At 71.4% G+C, this 21,128-nt stretch carries 13 protein-coding genes; 8 read left to right on the forward strand and 5 right to left on the reverse strand.

Annotated elements, in window-relative coordinates; translation table 11 throughout:
- Positions 1-318: 318 nt before the first annotated feature.
- The gene (locus D5S19_RS28975; RefSeq protein ID WP_120026551.1) at positions 319-1,182 is read right to left on the reverse strand and encodes a Bax inhibitor-1/YccA family protein; all 864 of its coding nucleotides are present in this window, start codon (positions 1,180-1,182) and stop codon (positions 319-321) included.
- 318 nt (positions 1,183-1,500) lie between these two features.
- On the opposite strand from D5S19_RS28975, the gene D5S19_RS28980 reads away from it, so the two are divergent.
- The 4 genes from D5S19_RS28980 (at position 1,501) to D5S19_RS28995 (ending at position 7,163) form a co-directional block, all read left to right on the forward strand.
- The gene (locus D5S19_RS28980) at positions 1,501-3,084 is read left to right on the forward strand and encodes an MSCRAMM family protein (RefSeq protein WP_120026552.1); all 1,584 of its coding nucleotides are present in this window, start codon (positions 1,501-1,503) and stop codon (positions 3,082-3,084) included.
- Positions 3,085-3,109: 25 nt separating this feature from the next.
- Complete coding sequence (locus D5S19_RS28985; protein ID WP_120026553.1) at positions 3,110-3,823, forward strand: class F sortase; 714 nt, start codon at positions 3,110-3,112, stop codon at positions 3,821-3,823.
- 124 nt (positions 3,824-3,947) lie between these two features.
- Positions 3,948-5,939 (forward strand): SDR family oxidoreductase, encoded by a 1,992-nt coding sequence (locus D5S19_RS28990; protein ID WP_120026554.1) that lies wholly within the window; start codon positions 3,948-3,950, stop codon positions 5,937-5,939.
- A 99-nt stretch (positions 5,940-6,038) separates the two neighbouring features.
- The gene (locus D5S19_RS28995; protein WP_120026562.1) at positions 6,039-7,163 is read left to right on the forward strand and encodes a coiled-coil domain-containing protein; all 1,125 of its coding nucleotides are present in this window, start codon (positions 6,039-6,041) and stop codon (positions 7,161-7,163) included.
- A gap of 50 nt (positions 7,164-7,213) precedes the next feature.
- On the opposite strand, the gene D5S19_RS29000 is transcribed toward D5S19_RS28995, so the two are convergent.
- The 4 genes from D5S19_RS29000 to D5S19_RS29015 form a co-directional block, all read right to left on the reverse strand.
- Positions 7,214-8,539 (reverse strand): amidase family protein, encoded by a 1,326-nt coding sequence (locus tag D5S19_RS29000; RefSeq protein ID WP_120026555.1) that lies wholly within the window; start codon positions 8,537-8,539, stop codon positions 7,214-7,216.
- 74 nt (positions 8,540-8,613) lie between these two features.
- Positions 8,614-9,249 (reverse strand): response regulator transcription factor, encoded by a 636-nt coding sequence (locus tag D5S19_RS29005; protein ID WP_120026556.1) that lies wholly within the window; start codon positions 9,247-9,249, stop codon positions 8,614-8,616.
- A 121-nt stretch (positions 9,250-9,370) separates the two neighbouring features.
- Entirely contained in the window at positions 9,371-9,637 is a 267-nt protein-coding gene (locus D5S19_RS29010) for a WXG100 family type VII secretion target (RefSeq protein ID WP_120026557.1), read from the reverse strand.
- The gene (locus D5S19_RS29015; RefSeq protein WP_233574230.1) at positions 9,634-9,912 is read right to left on the reverse strand and encodes a WXG100 family type VII secretion target; all 279 of its coding nucleotides are present in this window, start codon (positions 9,910-9,912) and stop codon (positions 9,634-9,636) included. The genes D5S19_RS29010 and D5S19_RS29015 overlap by 4 nt, the downstream gene beginning before the upstream one ends.
- 373 nt (positions 9,913-10,285) lie before the next feature.
- Here D5S19_RS29015 and D5S19_RS29020 point away from each other — a divergent pair, with 373 nt between their 5' ends.
- The 4 genes from D5S19_RS29020 (at position 10,286) to D5S19_RS29035 (ending at position 20,974) form a co-directional block, all read left to right on the forward strand.
- Positions 10,286-13,555 carry an AfsR/SARP family transcriptional regulator gene (locus D5S19_RS29020; RefSeq protein ID WP_120026558.1) on the forward strand — a complete coding sequence of 1,090 codons (3,270 nt, stop codon included), beginning with the start codon at positions 10,286-10,288 and terminating at the stop codon, positions 13,553-13,555.
- 94 nt (positions 13,556-13,649) lie between these two features.
- Positions 13,650-17,321: a BTAD domain-containing putative transcriptional regulator gene (locus D5S19_RS29025; protein ID WP_233574231.1), complete on the forward strand. Its 3,672-nt coding sequence runs from the start codon at positions 13,650-13,652 to the stop codon at positions 17,319-17,321.
- 205 nt (positions 17,322-17,526) lie between these two features.
- Positions 17,527-18,402, forward strand: a complete 876-nt coding sequence (locus D5S19_RS29030; protein ID WP_120026560.1) for a LysR family transcriptional regulator — start codon at positions 17,527-17,529, stop codon at positions 18,400-18,402.
- Positions 18,403-18,619: 217 nt separating this feature from the next.
- Entirely contained in the window at positions 18,620-20,974 is a 2,355-nt protein-coding gene (locus D5S19_RS29035) for an arylsulfatase (protein ID WP_120026561.1), read from the forward strand.
- Positions 20,975-21,128 lie beyond the last annotated feature (154 nt).

Here is a 21,128-nt window from a genome sequence, read left to right on the forward strand (position 1 = left end):
GATCGGCGGCAGGACCAGCCGAGGGCACCACGGAGTTCCGGGCACACCGGCGACCGTCAGCATAGCGGTCCTGATCACTCCGGTTTACGTCCGAGGCGGGCGGGGAAGCGGGGAAGCGGGGAAGCTCAGTGTGGTGCCGGTTCGACGGCCGCCGGGGCTCCTGGTCGTCCGTGGGGATTTCCCGGGAAAGCGGGCGCACGGCAGGACCGCCGGTACGGCGCTCGCAGCCCGTCCCACGGAATGCGACGAAACCGCCTGGACGAACGAAAAGGCGCCCCGTGCAGCACGGAGCGCCTTCTCTCGGGAACCCGGCGAGCGTTACTCGCGCAGGTAGGACAACAGCCGCAGGATTTCCAGGTACAGCCAGACCAGCGTGGTCATCAGGCCGAACGCGGCGTACCAGGCCCACTGGGAGGGCATCCCGGCGCGGATCATCCGGTCGGCCTGGTCGAAGTCGAGCAGGAAGCTGAACGCGGCGATGCCGATCACCACGAGGCTGAACACGATCGAGAGCGGGCTGCCGTCGCGCAGCGGGTTGAAGCCGAAGAACACCGCGGTGAGCAGGTTGACCAGCATCAGGATGGCGACGCCAGCGGCCGCGCCGATGATCCACTTGGTCAGCTTCGGCGTGACCTTCACCGCGCCGGTCTTGTAGACCACCAGCATCGCGATGAACACACCCGCGGTACCGATCAAGGCCTGCAGCGCGATGCCCGGCAGGAACAGTTCGAACAGCCCGCTCAGCGCACCGAGGAACACCCCTTCGGCACCCGCGTACACCAGCGTGAGCGGTCCGCTCGGCTTGCGCCGGAAGATGATCACCAGTGAGCTGACCAGCCCGACGAGCAGGCCGCCGATGAGCGCGCCGAGCAGCACCCCGCTCATCCCGCTGACCCGGCCCGCGCCGTCGACCACGAGCTGGGACTGCGCCCAGATCGCGGTGAGCACGCCGGTCACCAGCGCGACCGCGAGCGAAAGCCCGGTCTTGATCACCACGTCGTCGACGGTCATCGGGCGGTCGGCCGAAGCCGTGCCCGGCCGGCCGGGGCCGTACCCCGGCACACCGCCCTGGCCCTGCGGAGCGCCGTAAGGCTGCTCGAAGCCGACATTCGGCCCGTACTGCCCGCGCGCGGACGCGTCACGCGGCAGATTGCGGAACGCCGGGTTGCTAGTGGATCGCACCTGTCCTCCTGGACTTACTGGCACCATGCATCGGGCTCAACGACCATGCGGGGCGGCTGGTTCCCATCGGTAAAGGTGACTTTACCCATCACCTGGAAGTGGGGACCGGACCCCATACCCCACGGTAAGCGACGCAGCTCACGACCGCTGAGCGCAGTTCACCCGATGGCCCCTAGACAACACTGGCGGTCACCCGAGAACCTGCACATCGCGTGTTCGAAAAGTAACCGAACGCGTGCCAGGGAGTTATTCGATCGGGTGACCTGCGAAAACGTCGAACCGGACGTCGCCGTGGGCCGTTAAAGGAGTCAACACACCATGGGGTGGATCTCACGCCCGCGTGCTCGGATGCGCGCGGTCTCCGGGCTGGTCGCCACGGCGATGCTCGGCGCGCTCTCCGTGACCGCGGTCGGCACCACACCGGCTGTGGCCGACACCCCGCGCAACGTCCAGCCAGGCGTCGGGTACAAAGTAACGCCCGGGCAGCCGTTCGCGTCGCACACACCCGAGTTCAACTGGCTGGGCTCATACGTCGTCGGCGGCAAGAACGTGTTCTGCGTCAGCTTCCAGCTGAAAGCGCCGGACTCGAACCAGGAGTACAAGCCGGGCGACGAGCTGCTCACGAAGTGGGGCACGAAGCTGCCCGCGGACGAAGCGGCCAACATCTCGTACCTGCTGCTCCGCTACGGCAACACGACTGACGCGGACCAGGCCGCGGCGCTGGCGCACCTGCTGCATTCGTGGACTTCGAAGCCGCGAAGCGACAAAGACCTGGACAAGTCGCTGCCCGCCGAAAAGATCGGCTACGACGCGACGTACCACCTGGACAAGCTCAAGGAGCAGGCTCCCGGCGCGTACGCGGACGTGGCCAAGCTGACCGCAGACGCGGAAGCCAACCGCGGCCCGTGGACGGCCTCGATGGCCGGGCCGAAGGACCCGCAGCATCTCGACGCACCGGCGAGCTGGACCGTCACGGTCAAGAACGCGAAGGGCACCGGCGTCGCCGATGTCCCGGTGAAGCTCACCGCGACGGACGCGTCCATCGACAGCGATTCGAGCGACGCGAAGAAGACCGACAGCAGCGGCAAGGACGCCAAACAGACCAGCGACAGCGACGCGAAAGAGACCAGCAGCGGCGCCGGCGACGCGAAGCAGACCGGCAACGGCGGCAGCTCGGCCACCCAGGCGGCGAAGACCGAGACGACGGTGAAGACCGACGCCGAGGGCAAGGTCACCGTGAAGCTCACGCCCACCGGTGCCCAGCCGAAGCTGGTCGCCGCGATGTCCGCGCCCGCCGACCGGCCGTACGTGCAGAAGCCGCTCGACGACGGGATCCAGAAGGTGGTCTCCACCGGCGGCGAGAAGACGCTGACCGCCACCGGCACGGTCGCGATCGCCAAGCCGGGCAAGGTGCAGATCGCCAAAAAGGACGCCAAGACCGGCAAGGGTATCGGCGGCGCGACGCTGCGGGTGACCGGCAAGGACCGCAAGAGCGCGGCCACCGGCCAGGACGGCAAGCCGCTCAACGGCCCGGACGGGAAGCCGGTCGTGGTCACCACGAACGGCGAGGAGGGCGTGGCCACCGTGGAGAATCTCCTTGCCCCGCAAGAGGTTTGCGTCGTCGAGGTGAATGCGCCGCCGGGCTACACCAACGCCTTCGACCCGAACAACCCGCCGACCGAGTGTGGTTCTCTGGAGCCGGGCGGCACGCTGTCGCTCGCGCTGGCCAACACCCCGAACGAGGTGCCCCACGCGATCCCCGCCGGGGACCAGCCGGTGGCCATGGCCAAGGGCTCGACCGAGACCACCTTCTCGGTGCCCGGTGTGGCCGGCCTCGGCGCGCTGGTGCTGCTCGGTTCGGGCCTGGTCGGGTTCTTCGCCCGGCGTTCGGCACGGCGGTAGCAAGGAGCGGCAGGACGGGCAAGGCATGACAGGTAAGGGCAGGCTGGTCGCCGGCTTCGTGCTCGGCGCGGCGAGTGTGCTGGCGGTGGAGTTCGCCACAGTGGTGATCACCTCACCGCCGACGACGGCGGTGGCCGGGAGTGCGATCCCGGCCCCCGGCGCACTCGCCCCGCTCGCCGGGGCACCCGAGGCGGCCGCGCCACCACCGGCGTCGCCGGCTCCCGCGTCCAGTGCCCCGCCCGGCACCCCCGCCGCCGCCCCGCCGCCCGCGGCGCCTGCCGAGCATCGGCAGCCGGAACCGCAGCGGCCGGGCACGATCCGGCTGCCCGGCGGTGGCACCGCGGCGATGGTGCGGCAGGGACTCGGGCCGGGCAACACGCTTCCGGTGCCCTCGAACATCGGCCAGGCCGCCTGGTGGGGTGCCGAGCTGACCGCGGTCAGCGGCGCCAGCGTGTTCGCCGGGCACGTGAACTGGCGGGGTGCGACCGGGCCGTTCGCGGAGTTGTGGGCCGGGCGCATCGGCGGGGTGGTGACCATTGTGGACAGTGCGGGCAAGACCACCCGGTACCGGATCTCGCAGCTGATCACGGTGCACAAGAACGATCTGGCCGCCCGCGCGGACGAGTTGTTCGGCCAAGCCGGCCCGCACCGGGTGGTGCTGGTGACCTGCGGTGGCCGCTGGGTCGGCGGGAACGACGGCTACGAGGAGAACCGGGTCGTGATCGCCGACCCGGCCTGACTCACCCCTGCGGCGATCGCCTGGTTACCAGCGAGTAACATAGCCGGGCGGACGGTGGCCGGTACGGCTGCCATGCAGCACAATGCGCTAGGGGTCCAGCGGCGCACGGCGGAGGGTGAGACAGATGGCGACGTTCTTGGTGACCGGTGCGACCGGGCTGATCGGCCGCCAGTTCACCCGGCGGCTGCTCGCCCGCCCGGACGTGGCGCGGGTGGCGCTCGTGGTGCGGCCCGGTTCGCGGGCCAAACTGGCCGCGCTGGTGGACGACTGGCCGCACGCGGAGCGCGTCACGCTGGTCGGCGGCGATCTCGGCGAGCCGATGCTGGGCGTGTCCGAGGCGGACCGCGAAACCCTGCGCGGAGTGGACCACGTGGTGCACCTCGCCGCGCTCTACGACCTCACCGCGGACGACGAGTCCAGCATCCGGGCCAATGTGGACGGTACGCAGCACGTCCTGGAACTGGCCGCGGACCTGAGCGCGGGCACGCTGCACCACGTGTCCTCGGTGGCTGTGGCCGGGGACCACGAAGGACTGTTCACCGAGGACATGTTCGACGTGGGCCAGCGGCTGATCACGCCGTATCACCGGACCAAGTTCGAGTCCGAGAAGCTGGTCCGCGAGCAGGCCGAGGTGCCGTGGCGGATCTACCGGCCCGCCGTGGTGGTCGGTGACTCCCGGACCGGCGAGATGGACAAGGTCGACGGTCCCTACTACCTGTTCCCGGCGATCAGCAGGCTGGCCGGGCTGCCCGATCTGCCGGTCGTCGGCCCGGATCTGGGCGACACCAACGTGGTGCCGGTGGACTATGTGGCGAGCGCGCTGCTGGAGCTGGTCACCACGGACGGGCTGGACGGGCGGGCCTTCCACCTGGTCAACCCCGAGCCGCAGCCGGTGGTTTCGGTGTACAACGCGTTCGCCCGCGCCGCCGGGGCGCCGACGATCACCGCGCAGCTCGGCGAATCGGTGTCGAAGGGCATCCTCGGGCTGGTGAAGCTCAGCGAGCACATCCCGGGCTTCACGATCGCGCGTGACGCGGTGCTGGAGCGGCTGGGCATCCCGCCGGTGCTGCTGGAGACGATGGCCTTCCCCTCGGTCTTCGCGTCCGCGGAGACCCGAAAAGCATTGGCGGGCAAGGGCGTCGAGGTGCCGCGGCTCGAAGACTACGCGGCCACGCTGTGGCGGCACTGGCGCGAGCACCTCGACCCGTTCCGGGCCCGCAAGCACGGTCCGCGCGGGGAGCTGGACGGCCGGCGCGTGATCATCACCGGTGCGTCGTCGGGCATCGGGCGTGCTGCCGCGCTCAAAGTCGCCGCCGCGGGCGGGGTTCCGCTGCTGGTCGCGCGCAGGCAGCACGAGCTGGAGGAAGTGCGCGACGAGATCATCTCGGCGGGTGGCACGGCCTCGGTGTACCCGGCCGACCTGACCGACGGGGACTCGGTGCACAAGGCGGTGGACGCGATGCTGGCCGAGCACGGCCGCATCGACATGCTGGTGAACAACGCCGGCCGCTCGATCCGCCGGTCCATCAAGCTGTCCTACGACCGGATGCACGACTACGAGCGTGCGATGGCGATCAACTACTTCGGCGCGGTCCGGCTGATCCTGGCGGTCCTGCCGCACATGTCGGAGCGGAAGTTCGGGCACATCGTGAACGTCTCGTCGATCGGGGTGCAGGGCATCGCACCGCGGTTCTCCGCCTATGCCGCGTCGAAGGCCGCGCTGGACTACTTCTCCCGGATCGCGGCCACCGAAACGCACGGCGACGGTATTACCTTCACCACCATCCACATGCCGCTCGTGCGCACGCCGATGATCCGGCCGACGAAGATCTACGACGCGTTTCCCACCAAGTCCCCGGAGCAGGCCGCGGACATGGTGCTCAAGGCGCTCGTCGAGCGGCCGAAGCACATCGGCACGCCCGCCGGGCAGGCGATCGGGCTGACCTACGCGCTCGCTCCCGGGCTGACCGATGCGATCGCCTACCAGGGTTTCCGGATCTTCCCGGACTCCACCGCGGCGGGCGGCACCGGGCGGCTGAAGATCGGCCGGGGTGAGCTACACCTGTCCCGCGCGGCCACCGCGCTCGCCCGGCTCTCCCGCGGCTTCCACTGGTGAAGGCCGGATACGGCCGTTCCGGCGATCACCGCGGCGGCCGGGCAGTGAATCACCACTCCTGACGGCGACGACACCGTGTGCGCGGGTACGGTCGTGGACATGGTTCCCGAGCGAGACAATGGCCTCCCGGCCGGCCTCCTGCCCCTGCGCCGCGAGTACACCGAAGCGTGGCGCGGCTTCGACCGCACCGAGGTGCGTCAGTACCTCGATCAGCTCGAGGCGCAGGTGCGCCGGCTGATCGGCGACCGCGAGGCGGCTGCGACCCAGATCGCCACGCTGTCCAGGGAGCTGGAGTCGGCCCGTGCCGAGGTCGGCAAGCTGAAGTCCCGCGTAGACGAGCTGCTGAAGCCACCGGAGCGGCTGGAGGATCTGGACGAGCGCATGCAGCGCACCGTCCAGCTCGCGCACGCGCGGGCCGAAGAGGTGACCCAGCGGGCGCAGGTGGCCGCGGAGAAGCACTGGGCCTCCTCCACCGAGGCGTCGACGAAGCTGCGGGAGCGCTACCACCGGCTGGTCGAGGAGCTGGACAAGCAGGCCGAGGCATTGCACTCGGAGCACGAGTCGGCGCTCAACCAGACCCGCGCCGAGGTGCAGCGGCTCACCGTCGAGGCGGCGCAGCGCCGGGAACTGCTCGACACCGAGGCCGAGCGCAAGCGCCGCAAGATCGAGCGTGACTTCGACACGAAGATCACCTCGGAGCGCGCCGCGCACGAGAAGCTGATCGCCGATCAGCGCACGGCGAGCAAGAACCAGGCCGAGCGCCGGATCGCCGAGGCGACCGCGGAGGCGACCCGCCGCGTCGAGGAGGCCACCGCCGAGGCCAAGCGGCGGCTCGACGAAGCCACCACGCAGGCCGCGCAGCGCACCACGGCGGCGACCCGCAAGGTCGAACGCCTGGCCGAGATCCGCGAGCAGGCCCGCAAGAATCTGGCGATGGCGGACGAGGTGCTCGGCCGCAGCGAAGGCCTGTTGACCGCTCTGCCCGCGGAGAAGGTGATCCCGTCCGCGGCGAGGCTGGTCGGTGGCGACGAACCGGGGTCTCCTCGCGCGAAGGCGGAGCCTGCCGAGGTGGAGTCCCCGACGGCCCCGGCAGCCAAGCCGGTTCAGCCGTCCTCGCCCAGGCCCGCAGGCAACGGCGGTACGCCGAATGCCAACGGCACCAAGGAAAACGGCAACGTTCAGGGTGCGTCGCAGCGGCAGGCAACGGGGAAACCCAAGCCCTGATCCGGCCGTTCGGGCCGAACCGGTCAGCGGGCGAACCGGCACCGAGGCGGTCAGACCGTCCGCGGCCAGGGATTCGCCGCCTCCAGTGCGGCGGCCAGTCCCAGCAGCAGCGGCTCTCCGCCCGGGGCGGCCACCAGCTGCACACAGGTGGCGAGGTCGTACGACGGGTGGCGGCCGATCGGCACGGTGATCGCCGGGTAGCCGGCCAGGTTCCACATGCCGGTGAACCCCGCCACGCGCGTGGCGGGCAATGCCGCTGCCGGCCACCCGCGGCGGTGCCAGCGACGGGCCTTCGGCGGCAAGGTGCCCAGCGCGGGGGTCATCAGCACGTCGTGCTCGGCGAAGAAGGCTTCGGCGATCGAAAGCCACTTCACACGGGAACTCTCGCGTACCCAGCGCGCGGTCACCTTGCCCACCCGTACGTGCGTGCGAGTGCGTGGTTGCAGCCTGGCGAGGTCGAATCCTTCGTCGACGGCCTGTACGGCCGGTCCGGCGAACCAGCGCGCCAGCATGGCGGTCAGCGTCGACAGTGGGTACTTCGGGGTGGCGTCGGCAATCGAGTGTCCCGCGGTCTCCAGTAGACCGGCAGCTTGAGCGACTGCGGCGCCGAGCGGCCGAGGCAGTGGCGCGTGTGTGAAGGGCACCTGCGTGGACACCGCGATCCGCTGTGGGCCGGGTTCGGTGACAGCTGCCCACTCCGGACGTTCGGCCAGTACGGAAAGCAACAGCGCAGCGTCCGCCGGAGTGGTCGCGATCGGACCGTGCACGGACATGCCGAACCAGCCCTCTTCCGGCTCGCGCACCACGCCGCGGCCGGGTTTGAGCCCCACCAGCCCGCACATCGCCGCCGGCAGCCGGATCGAGCCTAGCCCGTCCGTTCCGTGCGCGATCGGCACCAGCCCGGCGGCGACCGCGGCCGCGCTGCCACCGGAGGAACCACCCGCGCTGAACGCGGGCTCACGCGGGTTGCGGGCGACCCCGTCCGGGTCGTCGGTCATCGGGAAGATGCACAGCTCCGGAACGCGGGTGAGACCGACGAGCACCGCACCGGCCGCGCGCAGCCGAGCCGCGATGACCCCGTCCGCGGTGGCAGGCGCGTGTGGCCCGGCGATCGAACCCCAGGCCGCGAATTCCCCCGCGACGGCGGTGACGTCCTTGACCGCGACCGGAACTCCGGCCAACGGCAGCCGCGCGAGGTCCGGCCGGGCGGCGATTTCGGCCGCCTCCGCGCGGGCCTGCTCGGCCCGCACCCGCCGGAACGCGCCGACCACCGGATCGGCGGCGGCGATGCGCGCGAGCGCGTTTTCGGTGACCTGCACCGGATCCAGTTGCCCGGCCCGCACTCCGCGGGCGATCTCCACCGCTGTCAGCACCATCGGCCAACCCTAGCGCCGGGCAAGACTCCGCGGGGGCGGCGGCTCCGCGCCGGTCGCCGCACCCGCGGAGCAGCTCAGATGGCGCCCGCGCGCAAGGCGTAGGCGACCGCGTGGGCCCGGTTGTTCAGACCACAGCGGGTCATCAGGCCGTACAGCACGTTCTTCACGGTCCGCTCCGAGTAGCAGAGCTTCGACGCGATCTCCTCGGTGCCGTAGCCCTCCGCGACCAGGCGCAGCACGTCGCATTCCCGCGAGGCCAGCCCGGACAGCGTCAGCCCGTTGGGCTCCAGCACGTCGCGGCGCATCCGCTGGACCTGGCTCAGCAGCGCGCCCTGCAGCCGCGGCGGCAGGCTCGCCGTGCCGTCGCCCGCGGCGAGCACCGCCGACACCAGCTCGGCACCGCCGGTCTCGCGCCGGGGCAGGATCGCCACGACCCCGCACTCGATCGCGGTCATCAGGTCGCTCTCCCGGAAGTGGTCGGCGACGATCACCAGATCCGGCCCGGTCATCCGGTCGGACTCCAGTGCCAGCTCCTTGACCCGGGACAGCACCCGGTCGGTCACGTGCTCCTCCATCACGAGGACCACGTCGGCCGCCGAAGCGGTGTCCTCGGGCAGGACGCGAAGCTCCGGACGCGTGCCCAGCAGGCTCACCGCACCGGCACGGGTGATCGGATCCGTAGCGAGGACTGCGACCTTGACCAGCTTCACGACAACTCCTACCGCCACTGCATGTTGACGGGTCAAAGTCTGACGGGCCCGACTTCACGTTTTCTCTCCAGCCCCGCCCAGCAGGTCTGCAGATCGCCGCGCGACGGCGCGTTCGCGCAGGTCAATGCCCTCTATCCGAGTCTTCATCGGCGATCTCCCAGACGGCTTGCCGAGCCCGGTCCAGGCACTCCGGCATCCGCCGCACGGCTCCGTCCCAGTCCCGCCGCGCCGCCCGGTAGCGGGCCACGACTTCCGGCGGCCAGCCGCCCAGCTCGCCCTCCACGGCCGATTCCAGTTCGGTCAGCAGCGCGCGGATCCCGCGGGTCGTCTCGCCCATCCGCGTCAGGATCTCGTCGGCACGACGAAAGTCGGAAAGCTCGCCGCTCATCGCCCACGCGAGCGCTCATCTGAGCGCACGTCGGAGGTCGTGACGAGTTCGCGGATATTGCCGAGCCGGTCCAGGATCAGCTCGAACTCCCGTTCCCAGTCGCTCATCGCCTGCCCGAACCGCACCGAGCCCTCGCCCCGCCAGCAGGCCTGCAGGCCGGCCATCGCGCCGTTCACCGGGCGCAGGCAGGCGTTCGCGGAATCGATCGCATGGGCGAAGCGGACCGCCGCACCACGCAGGCTCGCCGGCCGCGGCCGGGGAGGCACCGAGTCCACCACACACTCCTCACCAACCAAAACCCTGCCCGCACAGGAGGTTTCCAGCACAGGCGCGGTACCGAGGCTGCCCGAGCCGACGGGTACGCGGCGACCGGCCACCGGCCGCGCTGCCCGTTTTTCGCGGATCACTGCCTGCCGATCCTCGGCCCCGGCGGGCGACTGGTTCGCCCGGCGTTCGCCGTTGCGCCGGTCGGCGGACACCGGGCGCCGGAACAATGGCCCGGAGTGACCGCGCCGATGAGCCGCTCGAACGATCAGTCGCACGATGGTGCGAGCAACCCGGGTGCGCTCCGCCACGTCACCGATTCGGGCGTAAGCTCATCAGAGACATCCAGCGCCGGACGATTCGCCGGCGCGCGAAGGGAGACCGATGTCGGCAGCGGACGGCGTCCCCGCGCCGGACATCCAGCTGCTCGGACCGGTCCGGGCCTGGCGGGGAGACGAGCGAGTCGACCTCGGGTCAGCCCATCGTAGAACAGTGTTCGCCGTGCTCGCACTGGCCAACGGCCGCAGTGTCTCCCGGGAAGAGCTGATCGACGCGGTCTGGGGCGACGCTCCCCCGGCCAGCGCGCAGGGCAGTATCTACACCTATATCTCCGGGCTGCGCCGGGTGCTCGAACCCGACCGCGCCAAGGGCACCGGTTCCCGGCTGCTGGCCTCCGTCGGTTCCGGCTACACGCTGCGGATCGACCCGGCGAACGTCGACGTGCACCGCTTCGAGTCGCTGCGGGAGCAGGCCCAGCGGCTGTTCGCCGAGGGGCGGCCGAGCGCGGCCAGGGAGCAGCTCGACGAGGCGCTCGGTCTGTGGCGGGGAACCCCGCTGGAAGGGCTGCCCGGCCCGTACGCCGCCTCGCACCGCGCGCGCCTGGAAGAACTGCAGCTGAGCACCGTCGAGCGGCGGGCGGAAGTGTCGCTGGACAGCGGCGAGCACGCCGGGCTGGTGCCCGGACTGAGCGCGCTCGCAACTGAGCATCCCCTGCGGGAGCCTCTGCACGGAGTGCTCATGCGAGCACTCCACCTGGCCGGCCGCCGGGACGAGGCGCTGTCGGTCTACACCGGGCTGCGCGACCGCCTGATCGAGGCCTCCGGCACCGAGCCCGGCCCGGCCCTGCGCGACCGGTACGAGCAGCTGATCGCCGGGCGGCCCCCGGCGATCAGCGCGGCACCCGAGCGGAGCACGCCGGCGCGGGTGCCCCGGTTCCCGGTGCCGGTGCTGCCGCCGCGCCCGGCCGTCTTCGCCGGGCGCGCGGAGGAGATGCACCAGCTGCAGGAGGCGGTCGCCGGGCTGGCGGGCGGGCTCGGCCGGTCGATCTGGATCGAGGGCGAACCGGGCATCGGCAAGACCGCGCTGCTCGCGGAGACCCTCGAACTGGCCCAGCGCGAGGGCGGCAAACCGCTGTTCGCCGCGGCGGACGCGCTGGACCAGCGATTCGCGCTGCGCCCGTTGCTCGACGCGCTGGGCGTGCACCCGCGGGCCTCGGATCTGCGCCGCGCCGAGCTGGCCTTGGCGCTGGCCGAGGACTCCGGCCTCGATCCGGCGGACGGGCTGCTCGGGCTGATCCGCGAGCTGTGCGCGGACGAGCCGCTGGTGCTGGTGGTCGACGATCTGCAGTGGGCCGACGAGGCCACGCTGCGGGTGTGGCGGCATCTCGCGCGCGAGACCCGGCGGCTGCCGTTGCTGCTGATCGGCGCGTGCCGGCCGATCCCGCGGCCGCCGGGGCTGGACGCGCTGCGGGGGGAACTCGGCGCGGAGGGCACCACGGTGCTGCCGCTCGGGCCGCTGCCGGAGGCGGCGATCGCACAGCTGGCCGGCGAACTCGCCGGCGCGCCGCCCGGCCGGACGCTGTCCCTGCTGATCTCCCACGCGGCCGGGAATCCGCGCTACGCCAAGGAACTCGTCGAGACCCTGCTGATCAACCAGATGATCCTGCTGGACGGCTCGCAGGCGATGGTGGACGGGAGCGCCTGCCGGACCATCCCCTCGCCGCTCGGCTCAAAGGTCACCCTCTACCTCAGCTTCCTCGCCAGCGGCACCCGCGACGTGCTGCGCTGGGCGGCGTTGCTGGGCAAGGAGTTCTCCCTCGCCGACATCGCGATCGCCACCGAGCGCGCGGCCACCTCGCTGGTCGGCGCGGTGGAGGAGGCACTGGCCGCGGGGGTGCTGACCGAGTCCGGCGAGCTGCTCGCCTTCCGGCATCCGCTGCTGCGCCAGGTGCTGTACGAAAAGACCCCGGCCGCGATGCGCGTCGCCCTGCACCGGCAGCTCGCCGAGGCCTTCCACGGTGCGGGTGCCTCCACCCAGCGGGTGGCCGAGCAGCTGGTCGCGGCGCCCGGCCTGGTCGACGGCTGGGTCACCGGCTGGCTGCTCAACCACATCGGCGAGGTCGCCGCACAGGCCCCGCGGATGGCGGTGGATCTGCTCAAGAACGTGGTCGCGCACGCGACGCTGCCCCCGCAGGCCCGGGAGCCGCTCACCGCGACGCTGGCCCGGCTGCTGTTCTGGCTCGGCCGCGAGCCGGAGTCGGAGGCGCGCTCGGTGGTGGCGCGCACCAGCGACAGCAGGCAGGCCGCCGAGATGCGCTGGATCCTCGCCTACATCTATTACCGCCGCGGAGAATTCGCCGAAGCGGCCGAAGAGGTCCGGCGCACACTCGCGGACCCGCGCGTGCCGGAGATGTGGCGCGGCAGGCACGAAACGCTGCGCGCGACCATCGAACGGCTCGCCACCGAAGGTTCGTCGACCGAGCCGGATCTGTCCGAGCTGGGGGTGCTGGACGGTCTCGACGACACCGCCGAGCCGTTGAGCACCGCCCGCCGGCTCGCCGCGGTCCGCGCGGTACCGGGCGAGATGCATCTGGCCGGCGCCGTGCACTACTACTGGCGCGGACACTGGCAGGACGCACTGGCCGAATTGGACACGGTGATCCGCGGTGGCGCGGAGACCGCGTCGTATGTGTTGCGCAGTCCCGGTTCGGCGTTGCTGGTGCACGGTGTCGGCGCGCTGATCGCCAGTCACCGCGACGATGCCGAGACCGCGCGCGAACACCTCGAAGCCGCCGCACGCCAGCAGTGGCCACGCGATCTGGAGCCCAACGGCGGGGACTATCTGCTGGCCGCCCGGGCGCAGCTGGCCGAGCTGGAGCACGGGCCGGAGCGCGCGCTGGCCGAGCTGCAGCCGTTGCTGGAACAGAACTATCCGCCTTCGGCGCGGCAGCAGTGGCTGCCCGACGTGGCCCGGCTGGCCATGCAGATCGGTGATCAGCAGCTGGCCTTCCAAGCACTGCGGGCGATGGGGGACGCGACCGGCCTGGACACCCCGCCCGCGCACGTCGCGGCCACCGCGCATTGCCGCGGCCTGGTCACCGCCGATCCGGACGCGATCCGCGGTGCCGCCGCGCACTACGAATCGACCGGGCGGGTGCTCAAGCAGGCCAGAGCCAACGAGGACGCGGCGATCCTGCTGGCCGAGTACCAGCGGTTCGACGAGGCACGCACCGCGTTCTTCACCGCGCTCACCAGCTACACCACCCTCGGCGCGGTGTGGGACGTACGCCGGGCCGAGGCCCGGATGCGGCCCTACGGCATCCGGCGGATCCGCCGGGCGAATCCGGTCCGCCCGCGGGCGGTCGCCGGGGAGTGAACGATCGTAAACCCGCCTTGCGTACGATGCCGGAAGAAGATCTCCGCCCGTAAACTCACGGGGACAGTCGGGTCGGTACGTCGAATGGAACGACATGCCAGGGGACGGGCACAGCGGTCTGCGAGTGAACGTGCTCGGTCCGCTGCGAGCTTGGCGCGGCGCGGCCGAGATCACTCTCGGGCCGGCCCGTCAGCGTGCCATTTTCGCGATGCTCGCGACCGCCACCGGGCGCAGTGTTCCCCGTCCCGAGCTGATCGCCGGGGTGTGGGGTGATTCGCCGCCGGCCAGTGTCGAAGGCAGTGTGCACACCTACATCTCCGGGTTGCGCCGCGCGCTGGAGCCGGAGCGCACCCGCTGGGCCGCCTCGACCGTGCTGGTGTCGGAGGCCGCGGGCTATTCGCTGGACCTCACGCCGGAGGCGCTGGACGAAGCGGTGTTCCAGCGGCACCGGGAACGCGCGCAGCAGGACGCCGCGGCCGGTGCCCACGAACGCGCGGTGGCCGGGTTCGATGCCGCACTCCTGCTGTGGCACGGCGAAGCGCTGTCCGGCGTCCCCGGCGAGTTCGCCGAGCGGCATCGCGAGCGTCTGGCGGAGCTGCGGCTGAGCACCGTCGAGCAGCGTGCGCGGAGCGTGCTGGAGCTGGGCGGGCACCAGGACCTGATCGCGGAGCTGGCGGTGCTCACCAGCGACCATCCGCTGCGCGAATCCTTGCGCGAATCGCTGATGCTCGCGCTCTACCGCAGCGGCCGGCATTCCGACGCACTCGACGTGTTCCGTGAAGCGCGCAGCACGTTGCGCGCCGAACTCGGGGTGGAACCCGGGCCACAGCTGCGCGAGCTGCACCAGCGGGTGCTCGCCGAGGATCCGTCGCTGAACCTGCCCAAGCGCCCGAAGCCGGCGCCGCCGATCGCACCCGCACCGCGGGCCCGGCGTGCCGAAAGCGATCCGCTGCTCGGCCGGGCGAACGAGGTCGCGCAGCTACGGGAGCTGCTCACGCAGGTCCGGGAAGGCCGCGGCCGGGCGGTGTGGATCGAGGGCGACGCGGGCATCGGCAAATCGGAGCTGCTCGCGATGGCCTTCGACGAGCCGGACGTGGCCGGCCTGCAGCTGGCCTGGGTCGCCGCGGAGGAGCTGAGCACCCGATTTCCGTTGCAGGTCATGCTGGAATGCCTGGCCATCGACCCTCTCTCACCGGATCCGCGGCGCGCCCGCGTGGCCCACGAACTCGGCGGCGAACCGGCCCGGCGCACCTGGGGCACCGGCGATCCGGTGCTCGGCGCGGTGGACCGGCTGCTGTCGCTGGTGGATGAGCTGTGCGCGCAGGCCCCGATGGTGCTGGTGGTCGACGATCTGCAGTGGGCCGACGAATCGAGCCTGCTGGTCTGGCATCGGCTGTGCGCCGCCACCCGGCAGCTGCCGCTGCTGCTGGTCGCGGCCACGCGGTCCGCGCCGGACCGCCCGGAGGTGGCCCAGCTGCGCCACGGCGTCGAGGCGCGGGCCGGGCTGGTGCTGGACCTCACCCCGCTCGACGGCACCGACGTGGCCCGGCTGGTCGCCCGGCTGGTCGGCGCCGAGCCCGGGCCGGGGTTGCGCGAGCTCGCCGCGCGAGCCGCCGGGAATCCCTTGTATGTCAGGGAAATGATGGACGTGCTGGTCCGCGCGGGAGCGGTCGTGCTGGCCAGGGACCGGGCCGAGGTGGACGATCCGGCCGAGTTCGAGGTGCCGCATTCCCTGCTGGCCGCGGTGGACCGGCGGCTGGACTTCCTGCCGGCCGAGACGCAGGACGTGCTGTGCTGGGGTGCCCTGCTCGGCATGGAGTTCGCGGTCGGCGACATCGCCGCGGTCCTCGACCGGCGGCCCTCGGATCTGCTCGGCCCGCTCGAAGAGGCGGTGTCCGGGAACGTCCTGATCGACACCGGTACCCACCTGGCGTTCCGGCATCCGCTGCTGCGCCAGGCGTTGTACAACCGGCTGCTGTCGGGTACCCGTGCGGCGCTGCACCGGCAGGCGGCCGAGGCACTGGCCCGGATCGACGCGCCGGTGAAGCGGGTGGCCGAGCAGCTCGCCGCCGCACACTCCACTGTGGACGAATGGGCACTGGACTGGCTGGTGACCAACCAGGCGGCGGTGTCCAACCGGGCCCCGCTGATCGCGGTGGAGCTGCTGGAGCGGGCGCTGGACTCCTGCGCCGAGGACGATCCGCGCCGGGAAGCGCTGCTGGTGGCGCTGGTGAAGGTGCTGTTCCGGCTCGAACGCGCGCCGGAGGAGCTGGCGCTGCAGGCGCTCGCGGTGGCCCGGGACCCGGAGAACGCCGAGGAGATGCGGCACGTGCTGGCCGCCATGCGGTTCCGCCGCGGCGAGGTCCGGCTGGCCGTGGAGACGCTCGGCGAGGCCTCGGACGACCCCCGGGTACCGGAGCTGTGGCGGGTCCGGCATCGCCACCTGCTGGCGAACTTCCGCCGCGGCGGGCTCGACGATCTCGAACGCGCGGAGGCCAGCGCGCACCGGGCGCGGGCCGAGGCGGACGGCGACCCCTACCTCACCGCCCACGCGCTGCAGACGCTGTGGCTGGTCGATTCGGTGCGACGGCACCACGCGAGCGCGCTGGCGCACATCGACCAGGCCGTGGCCGTGGTCGGGGATGAGCGCGAGCTGGCCGATCTACGGCTGGATCTGCTCGACAACCGCGTGTTCACCCTGCAGAACCTCGACCGGCTGGAGGACGCCGACCACACCCTGCGCGAGGCAGGCGAGATCGCGCTGCGGCATTCGCTGCCGGTCGGCCTGCAGGTCTCGGTGGCGGTGCACCGCTACTGGGAAGGCCGATGGGACGAAGCGCTGGTGGAGCTGGACACCGTCACCGAAGACGGTCCGGCGATCACCTACTACGGCCTGCGCGAGCCGGGGGCCGCGGCGTTGCTGCTGCACGGGGTCGCGTCACTGATCGCCGCACGCCGTGGTGACCGCACCCAGGCCGTCGCGCACCTCGACGCGGCCGAAGCGTACGCACCCGCCACCGGCGCCGAACGGGAGAGTTTCGACTTCCTGATGGCCGCGCACGGACTCGTCGCGTTCCAGCGGGGCGAGCGAGAAAAGGCGCTCTCGGTCCTCGAACCGATCCTGAATCCCACTTACGCGCAGATGATGTTGCGGCATCAGTGGCTGCCCTTCTTCGTGCAGCTGGCCTTGGCGACCGGGGACCGTACCCGCGCCGAACGCGCGCTTGCCGTGTGCGAGGAGGAGTCCGCGAAGGAGATCGATCACGCGCGGGCCTTCGCCGCCACCCAGTGGTGCCGCGGCCTGATCGACGGCGATCCGGTGCCGGTACTGAAGTCCGCCGAGCACTTCCGTGCGGTGGGCCGGAAACCCGAGCTGGCGAGCGCGCTGGAAGACGCCTCGGTACTGCTCGCCCAGGCCGGTGACCTGGACTCGGCACGCCACGCGTTCGACGAGGCGGCGGAGCTGTACACGGAGCTTTCCGCGCACTGGAACCTGGAGCACGCGGAAGCCCGGCTGCGCCCGCTCGGTGTCCGGCAGGGTGCGCGGTTCATCCCGGTCCGGCCGGGACACGGCTGGGATTCGTTGTCCCCGCTGGAAGTCCGCATCGCCACGCTGGTCGCGGCCGGACGGTCCAATCCGGACATCGCCACCGAGCTGTCCCTGCCGCGGCGGACCGTGCAGGCCCACGTCGCGCGGCTGCTCGGCAAGCTGGAAGCACCGTCCCGCACCGAGCTGGCATCCACGCTGGCCCGCCGTACGGGGTGAGACGTTCAGCGCTCACATTCGGCCATCTGCCACCCCAGTGACCACTGTGGACACCCGAACGTGTGACCGTGACAGCAGGTGCGGGCCGCGCCGATCCTTGACGGGCCGACGATCCCGTTGCACTATGCGAGGGTTCCCGCACAACTTGGAGGAGGCCCCGTGACCGGCGAGCGCGGGCGGGCGCTTCCCGCGGCCGGCTGAGGCCATGGAGCGGCGGCAGATCGAGTATTTCCTCGCGGTGGTCGAACACGGTGGTTTCACCCATGCCGCACGGGCATTGCACGTGGCACAGCCTTCGCTCTCGCACGCGGTACGCGCCCTCGAACGCGAACTCGGCGGGTCCCTGTTCCACCGGCTGCCGCACGGCGCCGTGCTCACCTCGGCGGGTTCGGCGCTGGTCGGCCCGGCGCAGCAGATCGTCCGGGATCTGCGGGTGGCCGGCTCGTCGGTGCGCGAGGTGCTCGGGCTCGGCGGCGGCACGCTGGACATCGTCGCGCAGACCACACTGTCCGTCCAGCCGCTGGCCCCGTTGCTCGGCCGGTTCCGCGTGCGGCATCCGCGGGTCCGGGCGCGGGTGCTGGCCCCGGAGAGCTACGCCGAGGTGATCACCAAGGTCCGGCACGGGGAGAGCGAGGTCGGGCTCGTGGAGTCCGATGCGGAAATCCGCGGGCTGGCCACCGCGCGGCTGCCGGACCAGGAAATCCTCGCCGTTCTGCCGGCGGGCACCACCGAGGCCGACCGGCTGCCGCGGCGCGAACTGGCCGAACTGGACCTCGTGTCCACCCCGCCCGGCACGACCACCCGGCGAATCGTCGAGGACACCCTGGCCGGATTGGACGTCGAACCGCGGATCGTGGTGGAGACCCAGCATCGCACCATGATCGTGCCGCTGGTGCTGGCCGGGGCCGGAGCCGCGCTGCTGCCGCGGGCAATGGCCGAGGAAGCCGGCCGCCAGGGCGCGGTGCTGGTGCCGCTGGAACCCGCGGCCATCCTGTCCGGGCGACTGCTCTGGCGACAGGGCCCGCTCTCCCCCGCCGCCGCGGCCTTTCTCGCGCTCGCCCGGGCTGAGCTGGGGACATAGCGATCTTCTACCGGGCAGATCCAGATCCGGTCTCGCCCGGCCATTGCCCGGCCCCCGGCGAACCTGCTGACATGGAACAACCTTCCCCCGCCGGCCCGCAGCCCGGTCCTGCCCGCGCCCGCCGCGGGAGGTGCCCGGTTCGCCGCGTGGCGTGCTGGGTGGCGATGACTCGGTCAGCCGACAAGGCGTACATGTACGCGAAAACGAGAGGAAGAGTATGCCGGAGTTCCCTGCCGAACGACACCTCCTGCCCCGGCCGGACCACGTGGCACCCGTCGCGACCGCGTTGAGCGTGCACGACCAGTCCGCGCCGTTCCAGGCGATCGGGCCGGTGGAGCCGCCGCGGGGAGCCCCGAACGTGGTGGTCGTGCTGGTCGACGACCTCGGCTACGGGACGGCGAGCGCGTTCGGCGGGCCTTGCCGGATGCCGACCGCGGATCGCTTGGCGGACAACGGGCTTCGCTACACCCGGTTCCATGTCACGGCGCTGTGCTCGCCGACCCGGCAGGCGCTGATGACCGGCCGGAACCACCATTCGGTCGGGATGGGCGGGACCACCGAGATGGCCACCGCCGCGCCCGGGTACAACGGGTTCCGGCCGCGCAGTGCCGCCACGATCGCCCAGCTGCTGCAGGGAAACGGCTACAGCACCGCGGCGTTCGGCAAATGGCACCAGACGCCGCCGCGGGAGATCAGTGCGGTCGGGCCGTTCGATCGGTGGCCGACCGGTGAGGGCTTCGACACGTTCTACGGTTTCATGGGCGCGGAGATGAACCACTGGTACCCGCAGCTGTACCAGGGCACCACGCCGATCGAGCCGGACCGCCGTCCCGAAGACGGCTATCACCTGTCCGAGGATCTCGTCGACCACGCCATCGACTGGGTGCGCACGCAGCGCACGCTGACCCCGGAACGGCCGTTCTTCACCTACCTCGCGCTCGGCGCCGGGCATGCGCCGCTCCACGTCGGCGAGGAGTGGCAGGAGAAGTACCGTGGCCGGTTCGACCACGGGTGGGACGAACAACGTAAGCGGACTTTGGCGCGGCAGAAGCACATCGGCGTGGTCGCCGAGGACGCGGAGCTGGCCCGCTGGGCCGACGGGGTGCCGCACTGGGACGAGCTGAGCGACAACCAGCGCCGGCTCGCGACGCGGTTCATGGAGACCTTCGCCGGTTTCGTCGAGCACGCGGACACCCAGGTCGGCCGGTTCACCGACGCGCTCGCGGAGCTGGGCGTGCTGGACGACACGCTGTTCCTCTACATCCTCGGCGACAACGGCGCCTCCGGCGAGGGCGGCATCGAGGGGACGATCGTCGAGCACCGGCTCGGCCACGGCGTCGTCGACGATCCGGACGAGATGATCGGTCACCTCGACGAGATCGGCGGGCCGCACAGCTATCCGATCGCCCCCGCGGGATGGGCGCTCGCGCTGAACACCCCGTTCCAGTGGACCAAACAGGTCGCCTCGCATCTCGGCGGTATCCGGGACGGGATGATCGTGCACTGGCCCGCGGGCATCGCCGAGCGCGGCGGGCTGCGCCACCAGTTCAGCCACGTGATCGACATCCTGCCGACGATCGCCGAATGCGCGGGGATCCCGTTGCCGCACAGCGTCGACGGGGTGGTGCAGCAACCGGTCGAAGGCAGCAGTTTCGCGGCGACCTTCGCCCGTGCGGACGCGCCGGAGTACCACCACACGCAGTACTTCGAGATGTGCGGCAACCGCGGGATCTACCACGAGGGCTGGATGGCGGTCACCCGGCACGGCGTGCCGTGGGAGATGGTGCCCTCGCGCGACCGGCATTTCCGGAACGACGTCTGGGAACTCTACGATCTGACCACCGACTGGAGCCAGGCCCGCGACCTCGCCGCGCGTCATCCGGAGAAGCTGGCGGATCTGCGGGACCGGTTCCTCATCGAAGCCGCGAAACACCAGGTGTTCCCGCTCGACGACCGGGTGACCGAGCGCGAGAACCCGGCCGTGGCCGGGCGGATCGATCTGCTCGGCGGCCGCACCTCGGTGACCTACCACGGCGGGATGCGGCGCTGCACCGAGGAGACCACGCCGAACGTGAAGAACCGCTCGCACAGCGTCGTGGCCGAGATCGAGGTCCCCGAGGGCGGTGCCGAAGGCGTGCTGATCGCCCAGGGTGGCCGGTTCGGCGGGTGGTCACTGTACGTCGTGGACGGTTGTCCGTCCTATGTATACAACTACTTCGGCATGGCAAGGTACACCGTGCGCGGCACGAACCCGCTACCGGCGGGGCGGCACGAGATCCGGGCCGAATTCGACTACGACGGCGGGGGCCTCGGCAAGGGCGCCATGGTGACGCTCGCCGTCGACGGTACGAAACACGCTTCCGGACGGGTCGAGCGCACCATCCCGTACTACTTCTCGTTCGACGAGACGCTCAATGTCGGGGTCGATCTCGGCACTCCGGTGACGGAGGACTACCCGGTGATCGACAACGAGTTCACCGGCACCGTCCACATGGTACGCATCGATCTCGCACCCGCCGCCGAGGAGCCGGACGGCGCCGGCCGGCATCGCCGAGTACTGGCGTCGCAGTAAGGGCTGGGAAGGGCACCTTCACGACCCCAGAGTCCAGGGTCCCGGCAAAGTTGGTCGCGGACCCGTGATCAGCAGAGAGAGCCGTGGCTGCCCGACCGGTTTCGGGTCCGTGAGGGTGCCCCTGACGGACTCAGAGTCCGTGAAGGGGCCCTTC

Source organism: Amycolatopsis panacis (assembly GCF_003600245.1).
In the GTDB taxonomy this organism is placed as follows: Bacteria; Actinomycetota; Actinomycetes; order Mycobacteriales; family Pseudonocardiaceae; genus Amycolatopsis; species Amycolatopsis sulphurea.

Coding starts and splice junctions, on each gene's coding strand:
- D5S19_RS28980 (WP_120026552.1), top strand. CDS start 1,501: ATGGGGTGGATCTCACGCCCGCGTGCTCGGATGCGCGCGGTCTCCGGG.
- D5S19_RS28985 (WP_120026553.1), top strand. CDS start 3,110: ATGACAGGTAAGGGCAGGCTGGTCGCCGGCTTCGTGCTCGGCGCGGCG.
- D5S19_RS28990 (WP_120026554.1), top strand. CDS start 3,948: ATGGCGACGTTCTTGGTGACCGGTGCGACCGGGCTGATCGGCCGCCAG.
- D5S19_RS28995 (WP_120026562.1), top strand. CDS start 6,039: ATGGTTCCCGAGCGAGACAATGGCCTCCCGGCCGGCCTCCTGCCCCTG.
- D5S19_RS29000 (WP_120026555.1), bottom strand. CDS start 8,539: ATGGTGCTGACAGCGGTGGAGATCGCCCGCGGAGTGCGGGCCGGGCAA.
- D5S19_RS29010 (WP_120026557.1), bottom strand. CDS start 9,637: ATGAGCGGCGAGCTTTCCGACTTTCGTCGTGCCGACGAGATCCTGACG.
- D5S19_RS29020 (WP_120026558.1), top strand. CDS start 10,286: ATGTCGGCAGCGGACGGCGTCCCCGCGCCGGACATCCAGCTGCTCGGA.
- D5S19_RS29025 (WP_233574231.1), top strand. CDS start 13,650: ATGCCAGGGGACGGGCACAGCGGTCTGCGAGTGAACGTGCTCGGTCCG.
- D5S19_RS29030 (WP_120026560.1), top strand. CDS start 17,527: ATGGAGCGGCGGCAGATCGAGTATTTCCTCGCGGTGGTCGAACACGGT.
- D5S19_RS29035 (WP_120026561.1), top strand. CDS start 18,620: ATGCCGGAGTTCCCTGCCGAACGACACCTCCTGCCCCGGCCGGACCAC.